Here is a 15,610-nt window from a genome sequence, read left to right as displayed (position 1 = left end):
AGGCATGGAATTCAGTAATTTGTATCCATGTTCGGCGGGTGTAGTTCAATGGTAGAACGGCAGCTTCCCAAGCTGCATACGAGGGTTCGATTCCCTTCACCCGCTCCATTTTCCCATCTATTTCGCCTCAGTGGCTTGCCTCTCGATTCATCTCGGCTTTCATCACATCCGACACCAGATGCAGCACCGCAATCCAGGCCGCCTTGGTATCTGGGGTAAACTTGTCGCCCAGCCCTTCGGCGAGTGTGTAAAGCAGCGCGTTGCCCACTGGGGAGAAGTGCGTGGTTTTTACACCGTATTTGATATGGCGTCTGGCGAGATCTTCAAGCACCGGTACCAGGGTATCCGGTCGTTCCAGCCCTTTCACCGCGGCATCCAACATGGCCATCAGTTTGCGTCCCTGACTGCGAATATCGTCTTTGAACAGGGGCCGCAGAGTGGGGTCAATTTCAAACAGGTTGCGGTAAAACAGCGCCGCAGCATCATCAGAAATGGGCCTGACCAAGTCGAATGATTGGCGGATTAACTTTATTTGCTGTTCAGTCAAAGACATCGTGAGTCCTTCCGTGAAAATGTCCCCTTAAGCATAGACAAAATTTCAGCTGACGACTTAACTTGAATTCCACCCACCAGTTAGGAGGCTGTCGTCATCATGAGGGTCACTGAATATATTCCCGGTCAGCCCTGTTGGAGCGAGTTGGCCACCCACGACTGGCAGGGTGCCAAACGCTTTTATCACGCCCTGTTTGGCTGGGATATGGCCGACATGGCCTTGCCCGGCAGCGCTTTTTCCATGTTTACCCTCGATGGTGACGATCTGGGCGCCATCTATCAGGTGCCCGATGTAGCCGTCGATAATCTCAAAACCCAGTGGGGCATCTACTTTGCCACCGATAACGTCGACACCACCATTGCCAGAGTGCTGGAGGCCGGTGGTACTTTGGTGATGGGCCCCCATGACATAGGCCATGCCGGTCGTATGGCGCAGCTGGCCGACCCCGAGGGTGCCAGGTTTGCCGTATGGGAGTGCAAGCGGCACATAGGGGCTAAACGCCGCCACGAGCCCGGCGCCCTGTGCTGGGTTGAACTGGCCAGTCGCAGCCCTGCCAGAGCCCATCAATTTTATTGTGAAGTCTTTGGCTGGGATTGCCGCGAAAGCAGCAACAGCGAGATGCGTTACTGTGAATGGCTGGTGTCGGGGGAAGCCCACGGTGGTATGTTGGAAATGACAGCAGAATGGGGCGAGATGCCACCCCACTGGATGCTGTATTTTCAGGTGTTGGACTGCGATGAGCATGCGGCCCGGGTCGAAGCCCTTGGCGGCAGGGTATGTGTGCCGCCAACGGATATTCCCGGGGTGGGGCGTTTTGCAGTGCTTAACGACCCTGACGGTGGGATATTCTCAGTGATTGCCCTGAGAGGCTCCTGATCAGCCTGGCTTGTCCACCAGAAAACTGGCCGGGCAGCTGTCTCTGAGGTCGGGGCCGCTGCGGGCCATCAGGTGTTTGATTTCAATCGAACTGTCGAGCCTGTCCGGCAGACTCAGACGCACTTCGGTCAGCAGGCCACGGCTGCAATGAAAGCTCACTCGCTTGCCGCTGTGCTTACCAAACTCCTCGGTAAACAACTTGCGTAAATTGGCGGTGGTTTGCATCTTGCCACTGCTCTGGGCCAGTGCCTTGACCATGCGGCTCTCGTTCACCAATCGGGTCAGCCTGGCGGCCTCGATAAAGTAATCGCTGGCATCCATGGTCTGACAGCTGCCATGCTTCCACCATTGGTGACGATCCAGACAGGTGGAAAACTCAGCCGACGGCATCACGCCCGCCAGGGCAGTTTCCGCCTCTTTGTTCAAAGTAATGGCCGGATAATTACAAAAGCCGCGTGCCTTTTGGTGTACCGAGCCGCAGAAACCATAGTCGGTACCGCAACTGGCTTTGTTGGGCCACAGACCGTGCAGGGTAAGTGCCTGCCAGCGAGCATCGTCGGGGTTGCCTTCCAGCGCATGACACTCACGTTTGCCCTTACCGTAAAGTTCGCAAAATGCACCTTGCCAGCTCAAGGCCAGAATATGGCTGTCCTGCTCGCCTGCCAGATCACAGCGGCCGCTGTCGGCGCTTGCTCCCTGCTGCTCTATTTTACCGCAGCGTCCATTCACCCAACGTGCCGACGAGGTGAGAGCTGCCGTTTCCAGACGCACCCAATCAGGGCGATTGGGGTTACCCAATACTTCCAATACGGAATAACGCTGTCCGGGGACTGTCATCACCTCACCTGGATTGGTGAGTTTGTTTTTGGACTGATACAGGGGGCAGTTTTGGTCAGCAACAAAGGTATCGGCCTTTGCCGACGCAACAAGACTTAAGGCAATGAGCGGGATAAGGCGCCGCAACAGGGACATGTTTGATAAACCCATAACCACAAAATGTCACCAGTTTATCAGGCTTCCTCCGAAGAGGAAGCCTTACAGATCAATAACTAGACTTTAGGAGGGTATGGCCATGCCCTTGGTGCTGACCATCCCATGCTTAAGTGTTATCGCCACCTTTTTTGCCGAACGGCATGCGCCGATATACCAGCAAATAAAGGGCGGGCAAAACAAACAGCGACAGCAGTGGCGCCGTGACCATGCCGCCGACCATGGGGGCAGCGATCTTCTGCATCACATCATTGCCGGAACCTGCGCCCCACATGATGGGCAAGAGACCAAAGAAGATGGTCGCCACCGTCATTGCCTTGGGGCGAATACGCATCACGGCACCTTCAATCAGGGCGGCCCGCAGGTCGGCTTCCTGCTGCAGTTGGCCAAGGGTTTGCTTTTGTTTGATGGCGTTATTGAGGTACACCAGCATCACCACCCCAAATTCCGCGGCCACACCGGCCAGTGCAATCATGCCCACGGCCACCGCCACCGACATGTTGTAGTCCAGCAGGTACAGCAGCCAGGTGCTGCCCACCAGCGCAAAGGGCAGACTCAACATGATCATGCTCGCCTGTTTGCCCGAGCCAAAGGTGAGCATCAGCAGAATGAAGATAATGCCAATGGCCAGCGGAACCACCTGCTTGAGCTTGGCATCGACCCGCTGCATGTACTCATACTGACCGGCGAAGCTGTAGCTGTACCTTGGCGGCAGATTCAGCTCCTGTTCCAGCGCGGTTTTGGCCACATCGATGTACTGCCCGATGGACGTGCCCTGAATGTCGACAAACACCCAGGAGATCAGTCGGCCGTTCTCACTCTTGAGCATAGGCGGGCCATCGCTGATTTGGATGTCGGCAAGGTTCCCCAGCGGCAGATAATGGCCCGACTTGGTGATCACCGGCAGATCGCGCAGTTTTTCAATGTTATCCCGCAGCTCCCGTGGGTAGCGCAGGTTTATCGGGTAGCGCTCGGCGCCCTGAACCGATTCACCTATGTTCATGCCGCCCACGGCGTAGCGCACTACGTCCTGAATATCGTTCAGGGTCATGCCATAACGCGATGCCACGTCCAGCTTGGGGCTGATATCTATGTAACGGCCGCCACCCACACGTTCGGCATAGGCCGAGCGTGTATTGGGCAGTTTGGCCAGAATGGCTTCGACATTGGCACCAATACTTTGCAGCTCATCCACATCGGCGCCGGTGATCTTGATGCCCACCGGGGTTTTGATGCCGGTGGAGAGCATGTCGATACGGGTCTTGATGGGTTGCACCCAGGCATTGGTAAGGCCGGGCACCCGCACCGTTTGTTGCAGCTGCTCGACTATGCCATCCAACGTCATGCCCTGGCGCCACTCATCCCGGGGTTTGAGCATGATGGTGGTTTCCAGCATGGTCAGCGGCGCCGGGTCGGTGGCGGTTTCGGCGCGGCCGATTTTGCCAAATACCCGCGCCACTTCGGGGACGGTTTTTATCAGCCGATCAGTCTGTTGCAGCACCTCTGCTGCTTTGCCTGCGCTGATACCGGGTAGGGCGGTTGGCATATACAGCAGGTCACCTTCTTCAAGCTCTGGCATAAACTCGCTGCCCATGCGGCTCATGGGATACCAGACACTGAGCAGTGCAATCAGCGCCACTGCCAGGGTGAGCTTGGGAAAATCCAGTACCTTGTTCAGTGCAGGTTTATACAGGGCAATCAAAAAGCGGCTGATGGGGTTGGCTTCTTCCGAGGGGATTTTGCCGCGAATAAAGTAGCCCATCAGTACCGGCACCAGGGTGATAGCCAGCACGGATGCAGCCGCCATGGCGAAGGTTTTGGTGTAGGCCAGTGGCGCGAACAATCGGCCTTCCTGGGCTTCCAGCGCAAACACCGGAATAAAGCTCAAGGTAATGATAAGCAGCGAGAAAAACAGCGCCGGACCCACTTCGAGCGAGGCCTCGGTAACCACCTCCCAGTGCTCGCGGGTGGTGGGGGCTCGGTCGTGTTTGGCGCGGAAATGCTCCAGATGCTTGTGCAGGTTTTCAATCATCACAATGGCGCCGTCCACCACGGCACCGATGGCGATGGCGATACCGCCCAGACTCATGATGTTGGCGTTAATGCCCATGTGATTCATCACGATAAAGGCGATAAGAATCGACAGCGGCAGGGTGAACACCGCCACCAGAGTTGAGCGGGCGTGCAGCAGAAATACCAGACACACCAGACCCACCACCAGCATCTCTTCCACCACCTTGGAGAAGAGGTTATCGACTGAGTTTTCAATCAGCTGTGAGCGGTCGTAGGTGGGCACTATCTCCACCCCTTTGGGCAGGCCGCCCTTGAGCTCTTCCAGCTTGGCCTTGACTGCATCTATGGTGGCCAGGGCGTTTTCGCCGTAGCGCATGACGATAATGCCGCCCACCACTTCGCCTTCACCGTCGAGTTCGGCAATGCCGCGGCGGGACGCAGGCCCCTTGCGGATGGTGGCCACGTCTTTGAGCAGCAGCGGCGTACCGGCACTGGTGGTCACCCCAAGCGGAATTTCGCGAAAGTCATCCAGCGTCTGGCGGTAGCCCTTGGCCCGCACCATGTATTCGGCTTCGGCCATTTCCACCACGCTGCCGCCAGCCTCGCCGTTGGCGCGGGTGATGGCATTTTTGATGGTGGCAATATCCAGCTTATAGATGACGAGCTTGTCCGGCTCCAGCACGATTTGATAGGTCTGCTCCATGCCGCCCACAGTGGCGACTTCGGACACCCCGGCCACGCTTTGCAGCTCCAGCTTGAGGTACCAGTCCTGCAGACTCTTGAGCTGCGACAAATCCAGGCTGCCGCTCCTGTCGACCAGGGCGTACTCGTAGACCCAGCCCACGCCGGAGGCATCCGGCCCCAGTGACGGTTCAACCCCGGTTGGCAGGCGGGTACGCACCTGGCTTAAGTACTCAAGTACCCGTGAACGGGCCCAGTAGATGTCGGTCCCATCTTCAAAAATCACATAAACATAGGAGTCGCCGAACATGGAAAAGCCACGTACGGTTTTGGCACCGGGCACCGCCAGCATGGCGGTGGACAGCGGATAGGTGACCTGTTCTTCCACCAGCTTGGGCGCTTGCCCCGGGTAGCTGGTTTTGATGATCACCTGCACGTCCGATAAGTCAGGCAAGGCATCCAGCGGCGTCTTTTTCAGCTCATTTACCCCCCAGAGGGTGACCATGAGCGCCACTATCAACACCATGAATCGCTGGCGGATAGAGGACTTGATGATGTAATCCAACATGGCCTGTCTCCTAGTGCTGATGGCCGCTGCCAAGGCGCATCAAACTGCCCTTGAGGCTGGCTTCGGAGTCGAGCAGGAACTGACCTGAGGTCACCACCAGATCGCCATCGTCAAGGCCCGACAGAATTTCGGCCTTGCCCTGTGACAACATGCCCACGCCCACTTCTTTGGCCACGAAGCTGTTGTCTGAGTTACGCACTATCACCCGGTTTTGGCTGCCGGTTTGGATCAGGGCTTCCTGGGGAATGGACAACACATTGCGCTTGGGGCCGCCGTACAGCTTCACTTTGGCGAGGGTGTTGGGTCTGAGTTCCTTGTCGTTGTTGGTCAGCACCACCCGCACCCGCAGACTGCGGGTCACGGGGTCGAGTTCGGGGTAGATGTAATCGATGCTGCCCTGAATAGCGCTGATGCCCATGGCTGGCACGGCCACTTCGGCGCCCTGACCGACTCGAAGCCAGCTCTGTTCGTTCTCAAACACGTCGGCAATCACCCACACCTTGCTGATGTCGGCCAGCGCCATCACTTCGGTCATTGGCTGGATGTACATGCCGTCCCGTACGTTCAACGTGGTGATGACCCCGGACTCTCGGGCGTAGAAGGGCACCCGGTACTGGGTCTTGCGCGATTTTGCCAACGCCTTGACCTGAGCTTCGTTCATGCCGAGCAGTTCGAGACGCAGTCCCGCCTTGCGCACCAGTTCCTGATAGCGCTCGGCATCGCCGGATTTCTTTAAGGTGTCCAGCGCCAGCAGATAGTCGTCCTGGGCGTTAACCAGATCCGGGGAGTAGATTTCATATAACAGCTGCCCCTTGGTGACCTTGTCGCCCACGGCGCTGACCTGCAGCTTCTCTATCCAGCCGTTGACCCGGGCGTGGATATGCAGGATTTGGCTCTCATCGTAACCAATCTGCCCCACGGTGGAGACAAAGCGCCACAGGGTGCCGCGTTCGGCCTTGGCAACCCGCAATGCCAGCGCCTGCTGCATGCTGCCGGACACATCCACCTGCACTTCCTGGCTGGTGCCCATCTCGACTTTCTCGAGATCCATGCCGCAGATGGGGCAAGTGCCGGGCTCATCGCTGATGATGTGGGCGTGCATGGGGCACACATATTTAACCTTGCCGCCTTCCATTGGGCTGGCGACCGGTTTGGCGAAAATGTCTTTTTGTACGGCCTGATGGGCGCTGTGATCTTCTGCCGCTTTGGGTTCTGCCTGAGGTTCGGCTTCTTCTTCCTCTTCTTTTTCTACAAGGAACATGTTGCATTTGGGGCAACGGCCGGGCTCATGGCTTTCCACCTCGGGATGCATGGGGCAGGTATAGGTTTTTTGTACCGCGGCCTGTTGCTCGCCGGATAAGGACGATGCGCCGGCGCCCGGCACCAGAAACATCTTGCATTTGGGGCAACGGCCGGGCTCGTGGCTTTCCACTTCGGGATGCATGGGGCAGTGGTAAATTGCCGCCTCATTGGTTTGAGCCGCTTGGTGCTGCTGATGATCTTTAGCCAGCACCATGGCCGGCATGCCAGGGCCGAAGGCCAGGCTGGCGCCAAGGAGCAGCAAGGCGCTTTTTTGCTTTTTCGTGTTCATAGTCAACCTCATTTCCACCCTTGGCCTGTCAGTGATGCTTGTGGTTCATGGTTTTTTTCGGGCAGTTGGCGCAATGCTCACCCTGGGCTGCACCATCGGGCTCAAGATCCATACCACAGTCGGGGCAGGAGTCACCGGCAACCCCGGTTACCTGAGGATGCATGGGGCACTTATGGGTGTGTTTGGCCTCAAGATCCATGCCGCACTTGGGGCAGCTGTCGCCGGCTTTGCCGGTCACTTCAGGATGCATGGGGCAGGCATGGCTGGCTTCGGCTGCCACAGCCTGATGGCTATGGTGCTCGTGGGCTGGCGTAGCCTGAGCGCTGACTGACACAGAGACAGACAGAAGGGCGGCCATAAACAGGCCTATCAGTGTTTTCATACAGATACTCCACTCGGGTCAGCAGCAAAACGAGGATAGCTGCAACGACCTTATATTCAAATAAGCTGAATTAATTGCGTAAGCTGAGGGTGTGCGTTCAGGCCTTGGGCGGCTTGAAAGCGACAGTGGGCGCAATAGAGTGGAAATGAGGCAAGGGTAGCGCCTGGGCTTCTTCCGGACCAAAAGACATTGGCCAGGAATTGGCGATAGGCAGGCTCAGGCTGATGGAGATGGTCAGACAGTGGTTGCAATCACCACTGCAGAAACCGTCGCCGTCGCAACAGGAGGACATGCTGTGGTCGGGAAGCATGGTCATGTCCTGATTGTCACAACAGGCGTGTTGCTGCTCTGCCATCTCCGGGTGTCCGGCCATCGCGGCGCTATCCATGGTCTCGGTCATGTCCATGTCGGCTGACATCACCATAGCGTGGCCATTACCCACCAGTGCCTGTCCCACAAGGGCAAGCAGGGTAACTATCACCAGCAATGGTTTACGCAGCATCGGCGACATAAAGACCTCAGACCATGAACAGCGTCGATATTAGCACAGAGTACTTAATTGGATATTGATTTTACTCACAAAGCTGCAGTCGCTCAGTGCGCTGCAGCCATCCTGGCCATCATGGCCGCGTGGTCGAGCAGAATGACTTGCCCGTCCGACTTGCCGTCGCGGCTCAGCGTAGCTTTTGGCGCCTTGAGAAAACGTCTGGCTTCATCATAGCTGTAGAGCTTGGGCAGCGTGAGTGTCAGCAGTTGCTCATCGCCTACGCGCAGCGGCAAATACAGCGGACCTGAGCGCAGCCACTGACCGGAGTCGTCGGCGCTGCTGGCGTACATCTCGGCAAAGCGCAGCTCCAGCAAGTGGTCGCCTTTGGGCAGCATCAGAGGCTTGGTGATGTCGCGTTCGCCATTCACAGCCTGCAATCCCAGCTGTTCCGGCAGGTTGATAGTGGCGGCACTGGCGAGGGAAGAAAGCAGCAGACCAGCGGTGATAACAAAAGATTTGATAAAGGTTTTCATGCAATTACTCCTGGGCCGCTAAAGGCGTGCCCTAAAAATTCAACGTTAATTTTGCGTGGGTGTAGAAACACTCAGGCCAAATCAGGAGGCGGAGTTTGCAATGAACCTATAAAGGCAATCAGGCTCCAGGACGCAGTGGCAACGGCATCCTGGGGGTGATGATGGGTGCTGTGAAGCGGCAATATCGGCAACGCCATTGCCGAGGCGCAGTGACGGGCGCAGTCGGATTCGCTGTGGCTGGCACAGTGGGTCTGGCAGTCGGTGTCGTGCTCACCTGTCACCATCATGGTGCTCATGTGGCTGACCTTGGGCATCAGTGTTGTTGCATCGCTGACCTCATGGGAAACCTCTCCCATGGTCATGGGCGCATTCACAACCGACACAAGAGCCTGCACCGGGGTCAGTATTTGCCCCAGCAGCATGGTAATCAGCAAGAGTTTTAATGCCAGTTGCGGCAATCTCAGGCTCATGGTTGGCTCCGTTTATGTGTCGATTAATCAGACCGGCATGGCTGAGTAAAAGTTCCCAGGGCAACAAAAAACTGAAACTTTTAATTGATAATCAAATGGATTTAATCAATTAAGGGTCGCTGTACGGCTTGCAAGCACCTAAGCTTTACTTTAGGTTTTGATGTTGGAACATCAGGGAAGACGTGATTTGACGGCCAAAGTTTGCGCTGGATCTCAAACCCGCACAAAACTTGGGGATTCGCTCAAAAACTCCGCTTGCGGTCAAATTTCCGAAACCCGAATTACCCTACTATGGGCACACTAAAACAATAACCCGATTTTGGAGATAGAGTGATGAACTGGCGTGCACTATTCAAACCCAGCGCGAAATACTCAATATTTGCCCTGTTGTTGGTGGGTATCATCATTGGTGTAGTGGGCTACTTCGCGACTCAGACCACCTTGCATATGACCAGTACAGACGAGTTCTGTATGAGCTGTCACAGCAATCATTCCCTTAAAGATGAAGTGCTTGCTTCTGCACACGGCAACAACAAAAACGGTATTGTTGTTCAGTGTCAGCAGTGTCACATCGCTCAGGAGCCGTTCGCTTACCTGAAGAAGAAAATCATTGTGTCCAAGGACGTTATCGGCTTCCTGACCATCGATGGTTTCAACACTCAGGAATGGCTCGAAGCCAACCGCAAAGAGCAGGCCGACCTGGCCCGTGACTACCTGCGTGCCATCGATTCTTCTACCTGTCAGAACTGCCACAATCGTATTTACGAGAACCAGTCTGAAAACATGAGCAAGATGGCCGTGCGTATGCACAGCAACAACTTCAAGAAAGAGCCTGAAAAGCGCAAGACCTGTATCGATTGCCACAAGGGCGTTGCCCACCCCTATCCAAAGAGCTGATAGCGGTCGCAAGATATAGCGATAGCAAAAAGCCCCGCAATGCGGGGCTTTTTTGTGGCTGCGTTTCAAGGAGTCATCAGCGTTGACGCGCCTCGGCCTCAAATTTAGCCAGTGCCCGTGCCCGGTATTCCAGCAGCGCAAACACGCCAAAGGCAAATACCTGCAAATAGTCGCTGCCCTTCAGTGGCAACAGCTTCTTAAACAGCAGGTGAAACACGCCCAACTGGAAGCTGTGCATTACCACAGTCACCCCCAGCAGGATCTTCAGCAGAGTACCTATATTGCCATCGAAGGGTACAAACAGGTTGTAACCCATCATCACCCAGGCGCCCATTGTCGCCAGTTTGCCAAGCATGGTCAGCCATTTCATGGGGTTTGCTCTCCTGCGTTAAATTGCAGCAATCGGTAACACACCTGGCCGGCGAGCTTGTGTTTAAGCTCATCAAAGCCTTCTGGCAGCGCCATGCCTGCCAGTTCACTTTCGGTTTCCAGATATACCAGAGCCCCCTGTTTCAGCCAGTCGTGGGCCTTAAGGGCGTTGAGGGTCGCTTCCGCCAGCCCCTTTCTGAATGGCGGGTCGATAAACACGATATCGAAGCCTTCGGCAGTGCCTGAGGCCAGCAGCGCCAGGGTGTCACCATTGACAACCTCGGCGCTGTCGCACTTTAAGGTTTGCAGGTTGGTCTTAAGCTGATTGGCCGCTTCACGCTGCAGCTCAAATACCTTGGCGAAGCTGGCATAACGGGACAGGGCTTCCAGTGCCAGCGCACCGCTGCCGCCGAAGCAATCCAGCACCCGCGCGTGGGGCAAATGCGGTGCTATCCAGTTAAACAGGGTTTCACGTACCCGGTCGGTGGTAGGACGCAGCCCTTCCAGATCCTTGATTGGCAGCTTGCGCGAGCGCCATTGGCCGCCGATGATCCGCACCTGACCCGTGCCCGAACCGCCGCTGGTCTTGGGCTTGGAGCCCTGACCGCGTCCGGCAGATGAACGATTTCTGCTCATTGGTTCCCCGTCATTTTGCCCGAAGAAAGAAAGTGGTAGACTAGGCCACCCCGTAAAAGGCCGTCATTTTAACGTAAAGCGTATCCCCAGGGATACCTTCCCAGACGGCACGGAATGACCGATGAAGCCGCCGGCTTCGCAAACGGCCCCGCGCCAACACAGACCGGTACAACAGATGTCAAAGAAAGGTTTTTTCTCCTGGTTCCGCCGGGACAAGGATGATGCGGCCGCAAAACAGGCCGAAGCAGAACGCGCCAGTGCCCAGCAGGAACACATTGCCGCCGAGCAAGCCGCAGCTGAACAGGCTGCCGCCGAACAAGCAGAACAGGCTGAGCGCCAAGCCGCAGAGCAAGCGGAAGCTGCTCGTCTTGAGGCTGAACGTGTTGAAGCAGAACGTGTTGAAGCAGAACGTATTGCCGCCGAGCAGGCTGAAGCCGGCCGCGCCGAAGCCGCCCGTCTTGAGGCTGAACGTGTTGAAGCCGAACGTCTTGCTGCCGAGCACGCTGAGGCCGCACGCTTCGCGGCTGAACAAGCCGAAGCTGCGCGTGTAGAGGCTGAGCGCGTTGAAGCAGAACGTATTGCCGCTGAGCAGGCTGAATCTGCCCGTCTCGAAGCCGAACGTATCGAAGCTGAACGTATTGCTGCCGAGCAAGCTGAGGCCGCCCGTCTTGAGGCCGAACGTATCGAAGCCGAGCGCCTTGCTGCTGAGCAGGCTGAATCTGCCCGTCTCGAAGCCGAACGTATCGAAGCTGAACGTATTGCTGCCGAGCAAGCTGAGGCCGCATGCCTCGCGGCAGAGCAAGCGGAAGCAGCCCGTCTTGAAGCTGAGCGCGTTGAAGCCGAACGTATTGCCGCCGAACAAGCGGTTGCAGCCGATGTTGAGGTGCAGCCAGAGCCCCAGGCCAAGCCGGTGAAAGAAGGCTTCTTCGCCCGTTTGAAGCGTGGCTTGATGCGCACCAGCGAGAACATCGGCAGTGGCTTTATTGGCCTGTTCCGCGGTAAGAAAATTGATGATGAGCTGTTTGAAGAGCTGGAAGAGCAACTGCTGATCGCCGACGTGGGGGTTGAAACCACCTCCAAGCTGATCAACAGCCTGACCGAGCACGCCAGTCGCAAGCAACTGAAAGACGCCGAGGCCCTGTATGAGCTGCTGCGTGAAGAAATGCAGCGCACTTTGGAGCCTGTGAGCGTGCCTCTGGTGCCTGAAAATGCCGAAGGCCCTTATGTGATCCTGATGGTGGGCGTAAACGGTGTGGGTAAAACCACCACTATCGGTAAGCTCGCCAAGCAGTATCAGAGCCAGGGCAAGAGCGTGATGCTGGCTGCCGGTGATACCTTCCGCGCCGCTGCGGTTGAACAGCTGCAGGTGTGGGGCCAACGCAACAATATCCCCGTGGTGGCGCAGCATACCGGCGCCGACAGTGCATCTGTGCTGTTCGATGCCCTGCAATCGGCCAAGGCCAAGGGTGTGGATGTGCTGATTTGTGACACCGCCGGTCGCTTACAGAACAAGAGCCACCTGATGGAAGAGCTGAAAAAAGTGGTGCGGGTGATGAAGAAGCTCGACCAGAGCGCCCCCCATGAAGTGATGCTGACCCTGGATGCCAGCACCGGCCAGAATGCCATCAGCCAGGCCAAGTTGTTTGAAGAGGCCGTGGGCGTGACCGGTATCTCCATTACCAAGCTCGATGGTACCGCAAAAGGCGGAGTTATCTTTGCCATTGCCGATAAATTTGGTATTCCTATCCGATACATAGGTGTTGGCGAGCAGATCGACGATCTGCGGGTGTTCAACGCTCACGACTTTATCGATGCCCTGTTCAGTCAGGAGAAAACGGATAACCCATGATTCGATTTGAGCAGGTCAGCAAGGTCTACCCCGGCGGGCAAAAGGCCCTGTCCGATGTGAATTTCCATCTGCGCCGCGGCGAGATGGCCTTCCTCACCGGACACTCGGGGGCGGGCAAGAGTACCCTGCTCAAACTCATCACGGTTATCGAGCGCGCCAGTGCCGGCAAGGTGTATATCAACGGCCACGATATTGCCGATATCAGCCGTCGCCACGTGCCTTATCTGCGCCGCGAAATCGGCATGATTTTTCAGAATCACCACCTGCTGATGGACCGAAGCGTGTTCGACAACGTGGCGCTGCCACTGGTTATCGAAGGCTTTACCCACGGCGAAATCAAAAAGCGGGTGGCCGCAGCGCTGGACATGGTGGGCCTGTATGGCAAAGAGCGTCATAACCCCATCATGCTCTCCGGCGGTGAACAGCAGCGGGTGGGTATTGCCCGCGCCATCGTCAACAAGCCCGCACTGCTGCTGGCGGATGAGCCTACGGGTAACCTCGACCCCAAGTTGTCGATGGACATTCTGCGCTTGTTTGAGACCTTCAACGATGCCGGCACCACGGTACTCATCGCCACCCACGATCTGGGGCTTATCGCCCGGATGAAATACCGCACCCTGACCCTGCGCCAGGGCCGTATGCTGGGGGCGCGCGAAATTGGCGAGCCGCTGCGCCGCGGCGAATAAAGGAGCTGACCATGCGCGAACACGGAGAGCTGACCCGCAGCAAATTGCCCTTTACCGGCCAGATTGTGATGTTCTTTATCCGCCATATTCAGCAGGGCATGGCCAGTATCGGCGAGCTGTGGCGCAATCCGGTATCGTCACTGATGACCATGGCCGTGCTGGGGGTGAGCCTGAGTCTGCCCGCCGCCTTGCAGGTGCTGGTGAAAAATGCCGATACCATCACCCAGTCCTGGAACAGCGCCGCTGAAATTTCCCTGTTTATCGATGAAGGCCGCAACGAGCAGGCCATTCAAAGCCTGATTTCCCGTATTAAGGTGTACCCGGAAATCGCCGAGGTGCAGTATATCAACCGCGATCAGGCGCTGGCGGAGTTCCAGCAGTTGTCGGGCTTTGGCGAAGCCCTGTCTTATCTGGACGCTAACCCGCTGCCAGCGGTGGTAACAGTGACGCCAACCGCCAAATATTCCACCCCGGTGGGCGCCCGCGAGCTGCTTGGCAAGCTGGAGCGCGAACAGGAAGTGAGCTTCGGTCGCCTCGATATCGAGTGGCTGGAACGCTTGCAGGCGGTGATCCGTTTGCTGGAGCGCACCGTAATGGCGATTGCAGCCCTGTTGGTGCTGGCGGTGGTGCTGGTGATTGGTAACACCATTCGTTTGGCGATTATGAACCGCCGCAACGAAATCGAGGTGATGAAACTGGTGGGCGCTACCGAAGCCTTTATTCAGCGGCCGTTTCTGTACACCGGCATCTGGTATGGCGTGATTGGCGGCATTCTGGCCTGGATCATCATCAACCTGCTGGTGTGGTATCTGGATGGCGCCATTGCCGAGCTTTTGGGGCTGTACGGCAGCGATATCGAAATGGCGTCCTTAAGCTTTACCGAGCTGATCCAACTGGTGTTTCTGGCCTCCTTCCTTGGCTGGCTTGGCTCATATCTGTCGGTACGCCAACACCTGCGGGCGATTGAGCCCTCTTAAGCCCCGCTCAGACGCGCAAAAAATGAACTTTTGTTCACTTGAGAAGTCCTGTTTGCGGGGCCAAAATAGCTTTCCGGAATAGGTGGCTTGGAGCCAGCCTTGACATGACATGTCAGATGGCCGATAGTTCATCAGCCCTCCCCGAACCTCGGGTAAAGGCTCAAGTGAGAAGTAATCAGGAGAACCAATGACTGGACAAACGCAATCAATGGCACTGATGGTCCCCCAGGGAGCAGGTAGCCTTGAAGCTTATATTCACTCGGTCAACAGCATGCCCATGCTGGAGGCGGAGCAGGAGTATCAGCTCGCCAAGCGTTTGCAGGAAACCGGTGACCTGCAGGCGGCTAAGCAGCTGATTATGTCCCACCTGCGCTTTGTAGTGCACGTTGCCAAAAGTTACTCTGGCTACGGTCTGCCTCAGGCTGACCTTATTCAGGAAGGCAACATAGGTCTGATGAAGGCCGTTAAGCGATTCGATCCCGATGTAGGCGTGCGTCTGGTATCCTTTGCTGTGCATTGGATTAAAGCCGAGATCCACGAATACGTCCTCAAAAACTGGCGCATCGTCAAGGTGGCCACCACCAAGGCACAGCGCAAGCTGTTCTTTAATCTGCGCAAGGCTAAACAGCGTCTGGGCTGGTTCTCAGATGATGAAGTGGCCATGGTAGCGGAAAACCTTGGGGTATCGAAGGAAGACGTAACTGAGATGGAGTCGCGCATGGCGGCCCAGGATCAGGCCTTCGATCTGGTGAACGACCACGACGATGACGAGAGCTTCGCGCCTGTGCATTATCTGGAAGACCACTCTTCCGATTTGGCGGCCAACATCGAAAACGACAACTGGGAATCTGCTGCCCAGAATCGTTTGCTGTCGGCCATCAAGACTCTGGACGAGCGCAGCCAACACATTCTGCGTGCCCGCTGGTTGGATGACGACAAAGTCACCCTGCAGGAGCTGGCTGAGCAGTATCAGGTATCTGCCGAGCGTATTCGCCAGCTTGAAAAGAATGCCATGAACAAACTTAAGGCCTGCATGGAAGTCTAACTTCCGG

At 56.6% G+C, this 15,610-nt stretch carries 16 protein-coding genes and 1 tRNA gene; 7 read left to right on the top strand and 10 right to left on the bottom strand.

Annotated features, from left to right (window positions below; translation table 11 throughout):
• Positions 1 to 34 precede the first annotated feature (34 nt).
• A tRNA-Gly gene (locus STH12_RS17030) sits at positions 35 to 108 on the top strand.
• A gap of 19 nt (positions 109 to 127) precedes the next feature.
• On the opposite strand, the gene STH12_RS17025 is transcribed toward STH12_RS17030, so the two are convergent.
• Complete coding sequence (locus STH12_RS17025; RefSeq protein WP_126168653.1) at positions 128 to 553, bottom strand: globin family protein; 426 nt, start codon at positions 551 to 553, stop codon at positions 128 to 130.
• Between the two features lie 99 nt (positions 554 to 652).
• On the opposite strand from STH12_RS17025, the gene STH12_RS17020 reads away from it, so the two are divergent.
• A complete protein-coding gene (locus tag STH12_RS17020; RefSeq protein WP_126168652.1) occupies positions 653 to 1,429 on the top strand; it encodes a VOC family protein in 777 nt (258 codons plus the stop codon).
• On the opposite strand, the gene STH12_RS17015 is transcribed toward STH12_RS17020, so the two are convergent.
• The 7 genes from STH12_RS17015 to STH12_RS16985 form a co-directional block, all read right to left on the bottom strand.
• A complete protein-coding gene (locus STH12_RS17015) occupies positions 1,430 to 2,401 on the bottom strand; it encodes a ribonuclease T2 family protein (RefSeq protein ID WP_164551238.1) in 972 nt (323 codons plus the stop codon).
• A gap of 127 nt (positions 2,402 to 2,528) precedes the next feature.
• Entirely contained in the window at positions 2,529 to 5,681 is a 3,153-nt protein-coding gene (locus STH12_RS17010; RefSeq protein WP_126168650.1) for an efflux RND transporter permease subunit, read from the bottom strand.
• Between the two features lie 10 nt (positions 5,682 to 5,691).
• Complete coding sequence (locus STH12_RS17005; RefSeq protein ID WP_237158653.1) at positions 5,692 to 7,272, bottom strand: efflux RND transporter periplasmic adaptor subunit; 1,581 nt, start codon at positions 7,270 to 7,272, stop codon at positions 5,692 to 5,694.
• 28 nt (positions 7,273 to 7,300) lie between these two features.
• Positions 7,301 to 7,654: a heavy metal-binding domain-containing protein gene (locus STH12_RS21675; RefSeq protein ID WP_237158652.1), complete on the bottom strand. Its 354-nt coding sequence runs from the start codon at positions 7,652 to 7,654 to the stop codon at positions 7,301 to 7,303.
• 97 nt (positions 7,655 to 7,751) lie between these two features.
• Entirely contained in the window at positions 7,752 to 8,165 is a 414-nt protein-coding gene (locus STH12_RS16995; protein WP_126168649.1) for a hypothetical protein, read from the bottom strand.
• An 83-nt stretch (positions 8,166 to 8,248) separates the two neighbouring features.
• On the bottom strand, positions 8,249 to 8,674 hold the full coding sequence (locus tag STH12_RS16990) for a DUF2057 family protein (protein ID WP_126168648.1): 426 nt from the start codon (positions 8,672 to 8,674) through the stop codon (positions 8,249 to 8,251).
• Between the two features lie 71 nt (positions 8,675 to 8,745).
• Entirely contained in the window at positions 8,746 to 9,144 is a 399-nt protein-coding gene (locus STH12_RS16985; RefSeq protein WP_126168647.1) for a hypothetical protein, read from the bottom strand.
• Positions 9,145 to 9,477: 333 nt separating this feature from the next.
• On the opposite strand from STH12_RS16985, the gene STH12_RS16980 reads away from it, so the two are divergent.
• Positions 9,478 to 10,041, top strand: coding sequence for a NapC/NirT family cytochrome c (locus tag STH12_RS16980; protein WP_126168646.1), 564 nt, complete (start codon positions 9,478 to 9,480; stop codon positions 10,039 to 10,041).
• Between the two features lie 76 nt (positions 10,042 to 10,117).
• On the opposite strand, the gene STH12_RS16975 is transcribed toward STH12_RS16980, so the two are convergent.
• Both STH12_RS16975 and rsmD read right to left on the bottom strand, forming a co-directional pair.
• Entirely contained in the window at positions 10,118 to 10,411 is a 294-nt protein-coding gene (locus tag STH12_RS16975) for a DUF1145 domain-containing protein (protein WP_126168645.1), read from the bottom strand.
• Positions 10,408 to 11,046: a 16S rRNA (guanine(966)-N(2))-methyltransferase RsmD gene (rsmD, locus tag STH12_RS16970; protein WP_126168644.1), complete on the bottom strand. Its 639-nt coding sequence runs from the start codon at positions 11,044 to 11,046 to the stop codon at positions 10,408 to 10,410. The genes STH12_RS16975 and rsmD overlap by 4 nt, the downstream gene beginning before the upstream one ends.
• Before the next feature lie 175 nt (positions 11,047 to 11,221).
• Between rsmD and ftsY the strand changes: the two genes are divergently transcribed.
• From ftsY to rpoH, 4 genes are all read left to right on the top strand, one after another.
• Complete coding sequence (gene ftsY, locus STH12_RS16965; protein ID WP_126168643.1) at positions 11,222 to 12,895, top strand: signal recognition particle-docking protein FtsY; 1,674 nt, start codon at positions 11,222 to 11,224, stop codon at positions 12,893 to 12,895.
• Positions 12,892 to 13,581: a cell division ATP-binding protein FtsE gene (gene ftsE / locus STH12_RS16960; protein ID WP_126168642.1), complete on the top strand. Its 690-nt coding sequence runs from the start codon at positions 12,892 to 12,894 to the stop codon at positions 13,579 to 13,581. Before ftsY ends, ftsE begins: the two co-directional genes overlap by 4 nt.
• 11 nt (positions 13,582 to 13,592) lie before the next feature.
• Positions 13,593 to 14,558 carry a permease-like cell division protein FtsX gene (ftsX, locus tag STH12_RS16955; protein WP_126168641.1) on the top strand — a complete coding sequence of 322 codons (966 nt, stop codon included), beginning with the start codon at positions 13,593 to 13,595 and terminating at the stop codon, positions 14,556 to 14,558.
• A 187-nt stretch (positions 14,559 to 14,745) separates the two neighbouring features.
• A complete protein-coding gene (gene rpoH / locus STH12_RS16950; protein ID WP_126168640.1) occupies positions 14,746 to 15,603 on the top strand; it encodes an RNA polymerase sigma factor RpoH in 858 nt (285 codons plus the stop codon).
• Positions 15,604 to 15,610: the final 7 nt, after the last annotated feature.

It is taken from the genome of Shewanella khirikhana, from assembly GCF_003957745.1.
Taxonomy (GTDB): domain Bacteria; phylum Pseudomonadota; class Gammaproteobacteria; order Enterobacterales; family Shewanellaceae; genus Shewanella; species Shewanella khirikhana.
Note: the sequence above shows the minus strand (reverse complement) of the source record. Positions and strands in the feature narration are given on the sequence as shown.